Origin of the sequence: Stenotrophomonas sp. HMWF003 (assembly GCF_003061285.1) — a bacterium.
GTDB classification, from domain to species: domain Bacteria; phylum Pseudomonadota; class Gammaproteobacteria; order Xanthomonadales; family Xanthomonadaceae; genus Stenotrophomonas; species Stenotrophomonas maltophilia_AP.
On sequence record NZ_QAIW01000259.1, the window covers coordinates 14,437 to 18,625 of the forward strand.

Here is a 4,189-nt window from a genome sequence, read left to right on the forward strand (position 1 = left end):
CCGGCTTGCTGCTGCTCACTTCCGGCCGCACCGTCACCGGCATCGGCTTGCCGCCCGACACGTGGGTGACGGTGATGGCGAAGCTCAGCGGGATGATGTCGCCGGGCTGCAGGATCACGTCGGCGGCCAGGCGTACCGGCAGGGTGCTGGCCTCACCGGCGGCCAGGTGTTCGACCGCGTCGGGGATGTCGCCGCCGATGCTCACCAGCGTGCCGTTTTCGATGTTGAGCGCGCCGCCGCCCTTGACGCCATGCGCGCGGATGCTGCCATCCAGCGACAGCACGCCGCTGCCCATGTTCTGGCCGGCGGCCAGGGTGACGTTGCCGCCCTTGCCGCCCGCCACGTCGCCGTCCACGCCCATCGCCGCGCCGGAGGACACATCGATCAGGCTGCCCTTGCCCAGGCTGACGTTGCCGGTGCTGCGCAGCGACACACTGCCGCCATCGACGAACGGCAACCCGGCGATGGACGCCGGGTCCTGCCACTGGTTGGTCCACAGGCCGCGCGCATCGAGGGTGACGTTGTCGCCCACCATGACCTGGTGCAGCAGGGTGTCGCCCGGGCGCGCACTGATCGGCAGGTCCAGCCACGGCGTGCCGGTTGCCGTGTGCTGCACCACCATGTCGCCGAGTGCGATGCTGCCGCCACGGGCGCGCAGGTCGGCGTTGATGCGCACGTCGCTGGCATGCAGGGCGATGCTGCCGCCATGCGCCACTTCGACGGCCTGGTCCACGCGGATGCCGGCATGTGCGTACACCGCCACGCCACCGAATGCCTGCGCGTTGAGCCATGCCGCGTCCAGCGCGATCGTGCCTGCGTCGGCGCTGTCACCCTCGCCGACGGTGACACGCTCGACCAGTGGCGCAGGGCTGAAGCGCTGCTGGCCACTGTCCTTGTCGTAGAACGGCAGGTAGCTGCCCACCACCAGCTGGCCCTGCCGGGCCACGCTGGTCTGTGCCTGCTGGTAGCCGTCCAGCGCGCCGTCACGCGCACGCTGCTGGCGCTCGCCCTGGAAGGTGGTGGTGTCCACCTCGCCCTGCAGCTGCGCATGGGCCGTGGACACGATCAGCTGGCCGGCGTCGCGGCCCACGGTGTAGCCGTTCTCCAGCTTGCGCTGCGGGGCGATCAGCGGGTTGTAGTAGAAGGTGGTGCTGCCCCAGCGCGCGTGGGTGTCTTCAAAGCCACGGTACAGGCCGGTGTAAAGCAGGTCGCCGGGCGCGGTGGAGGCGTTGTACAGCATGCCGTCCGCGCCCTTGAGGTGGGTCAGGTTGACGTAGCCGGTCTGTACGTCCAGCGCGCCGCCGGACAGGTTGATGCTGGAGCCGCGCGCGGTGGTCACGTTGCCGCCGCTGAACTGCACGGTGCCGCCCTGCGCCGACCACTCGCCGATGCCGTGGCCGGTGACGCCCAGGTAGCCGCCCACTTCGAGCAGGCCGCCGGCGGTGTACCAGCGGTCGGCCTCATAGCCATTGGTGCCGGCCGGCACCAGCACCAGATCGCGGCGGTCGAGCCAGATGTTCTTGCTGTTGAGCGACGCGTCGTCGCGGTTGAGCGGCGCGTCGCGCTGCTCGTTGCCCTGCACGTTGATCTGGACGTTGTTGGCTTCCATGGCGATCTTGACGCCGACGTAGCCGGCCACGTCGAGGCGCGCGCCCTGGCGGACCTCGCTGTCGGCGGCATCGACGAAGATCTGCCCGCCGGTGGCCAGGGTCAGGCTGCTGTCGGCGAAGGCGACCGTGCCGCCCGTGTTGATCTGCACCAGCGACTGGTCACGGCGATGGGCGATACCGTCGCCGACCTTGTCCGAGTCCTGCACCAGGGTTTCGCGCTGCACGTCCAGCGCGGTGGTGGCGCTGGGGTCGAGCACGATCGCAGTGGTGCTGCCCTGGTCCAGCAGCACGCTGCCGGTGGTGTCGGTTCGTTCGTTCTGCAGGTGCACGGTGCCGCGGGTGTGCACCGAGGTGGTGGACAGCAGCGTGCCCTGCTGGCGCACGTCGTGGCCGGCCAGGGTGATGTCACCGGTGCTGGCCTGGACCAGGCCGGTGTTGCTGACCACGCCGCTGGCAGACGCGCTATCGGCCGCGGCCGCCGTTGGGCTGCGCAGCGTGCTGACCACGTTGCCGCGGGTGGTGGAGGTCTGGTTCTGGTCGGTGGCCATGCCCTTGCGGATCACGAACGCATCACCGGCGGCCAGCGTGGTCTGGCCGTTGGCGGTGGTGATCTGGCCATGGTTGTGCACCTGGCGGCCCAGCATGAGCACATAGCCGCCGCCGTCGGTGACCGAGGCCGGCACATGCGTGGTGATCTGCGCGCCGCGCTCGACCACCACGTCGCCCCTGGCGGCGCCATGGCTGAAGCTGCTGGCGGTGGTGGCCACCTCGTTGCCGAAGGTGGGAATGAAGCCGCTGCCCTGCGCGTCGCTGTACAGGCCCTTGCGGAACTGCGCGTCGCTGATGTTCACCGCTGCGGCAGCCAGGTTCTTGACGTTGACCTGGCTGCTGCCGTCGAACACCACGCCGTTACGGTTGACCAACATCACCGTGCCCTGGCCCTGGATGCGGCCGAGGATCTGCGAGGGTCGCGCGGACGGGTCGTTGACCCGGTTGAGCAGCGACCAGCCGGCCTGCTGGTCGAAGTCGACCACGGTGTTGCGGCCAACGTTGAAGGTTTCCCAGTTGAGGATGGCCTTGTCGGCGGTCTGCGCGATGCTGACCGTGGTAGTGCCGTCCTTGCTGGCCTGCACCGGGCCACTGGCGTTGGACCAGCCGCGGGTCAGCGCGTCGTCGTCCACCTTCAGGCCGCCCTCGCCCAACCCGTCGGGCACGCTGCCGGCACGCAGGCGCGCGGCGTCACGCGCGGTCTGCTGCATGCGCTGCTGCATGGCGATGGCCTGCGCGGCGGTGTTGAGGTTGTCCAGCGAGGTCTTGAGCGTGTCGCGCGCCTTCTGCGCCTGCGCATCGGTGCGCGCCAGGTTGGACGGCATGCCATTGGGCAGGCGGCCGCTCTGCACCGCGTTCTGCTGCTGCACGCCCTTGTTGGCGAACCACGCCGGGCTGAAGGCCTGCTGCGCGGTGGCGCTGGCCACCACGCCGCCGGCAACCAGCATCACTGCGATGGCCTGCGCCAGCGGACGTACCTGCGGCGTACGCAGGGATGCACCGACAACCGAACCGTTCTGCTGCTTCACCATCGCCGTCACCCGTCGCAATATCGTTCGCTGATAAGGACAAGCGCAGGTCACCGCGTTACGCGGCACGCCGTTCCCTGGCAACGGGAAGCAGCGTGACAGGGCAATGCGTTGCGCTTGTTACGCTGGATAAGACGCGGATAGGTGGCAACGACTGAACCGTTGCAACAAAAAATTCATCTGCGCATGACGCCGCCGCGATTCGTGTCGTGCACGTCATCGCGCTGTCATCGCGGCGTGCTGCAATCGCGGGACTGCGCGGTGCACTCAGCCGAGCAGCACCACGCCGCCGGGCATGTTCACCACGCGTGCGCCGTACACATCGCGCACCAGGTCGATGAAGGTGTCCAGGTCGCGCAGCGGAATGCGCGCCTGCACCCGCCGCGCCTGCAGCGCTGCGCCGGTGATGACGATGCGGCCGGGCCGGTAGCGGTTGATCTCGTCCACCACCTCGGCCAGGGGCTGGTCATCGGCCACCAGCCAGCCCTGGCGCCACGCGTCGATGCGGTCGGTGGCCACCTGCGCGACCGAGGCGATGCGGTCGCCGCCCAGACGCGCCTGCCAGCCCGGCTGCAGCGTCACCGTGCGGGTGCCGCGCGTCAGCGTGGCGGTGCCGGCCAGGCAGGTGACACGTACATCGGCGCCGACGCAGCGCACATTGATCCGCGTACCTGCGGCCGGTGTGACCCGGGCACCGTCGACATGGATCGCCACGCCGGCGCTGCCGCGCGCAGGCACGCTGAACTGCGCTTCGCCCTGCCCCAGTTGCAGGCCGGTGCCGCCGTCGACGCGGCGCAGGTCGGTACGGGTGCCCATGGCTACCGCCACCCCCTGGATATCCAGCGTGCGCTGCTCGCCGGTGGCGGTGCGGAAATCGGCCCCCAGTGCGTCCATCTCCGGCCACATGCCCAACGGCGAGCGCGCCATCAGCCAACCGCCGGCAGCGGCCGCCACCGCGCCGCCGAGGAACGCGCGGCGCGTGCGGTTGACCCGGCTGCGCGG

Annotated in this window: 2 protein-coding genes; both read right to left on the reverse strand. The window is 70.0% G+C overall.

Annotated features, from left to right (window positions below):
- Positions 1-3,190, reverse strand: a 3,190-nt coding sequence (locus DBR34_RS10780; protein ID WP_128096790.1) for a filamentous hemagglutinin N-terminal domain-containing protein, incomplete at its 3' end; no start/stop codon positions are given.
- A gap of 264 nt (positions 3,191-3,454) precedes the next feature.
- Positions 3,455-4,189: FecR domain-containing protein (locus DBR34_RS10785; RefSeq protein WP_219928261.1), on the reverse strand; the 735-nt coding region annotated here is incomplete at its 5' end.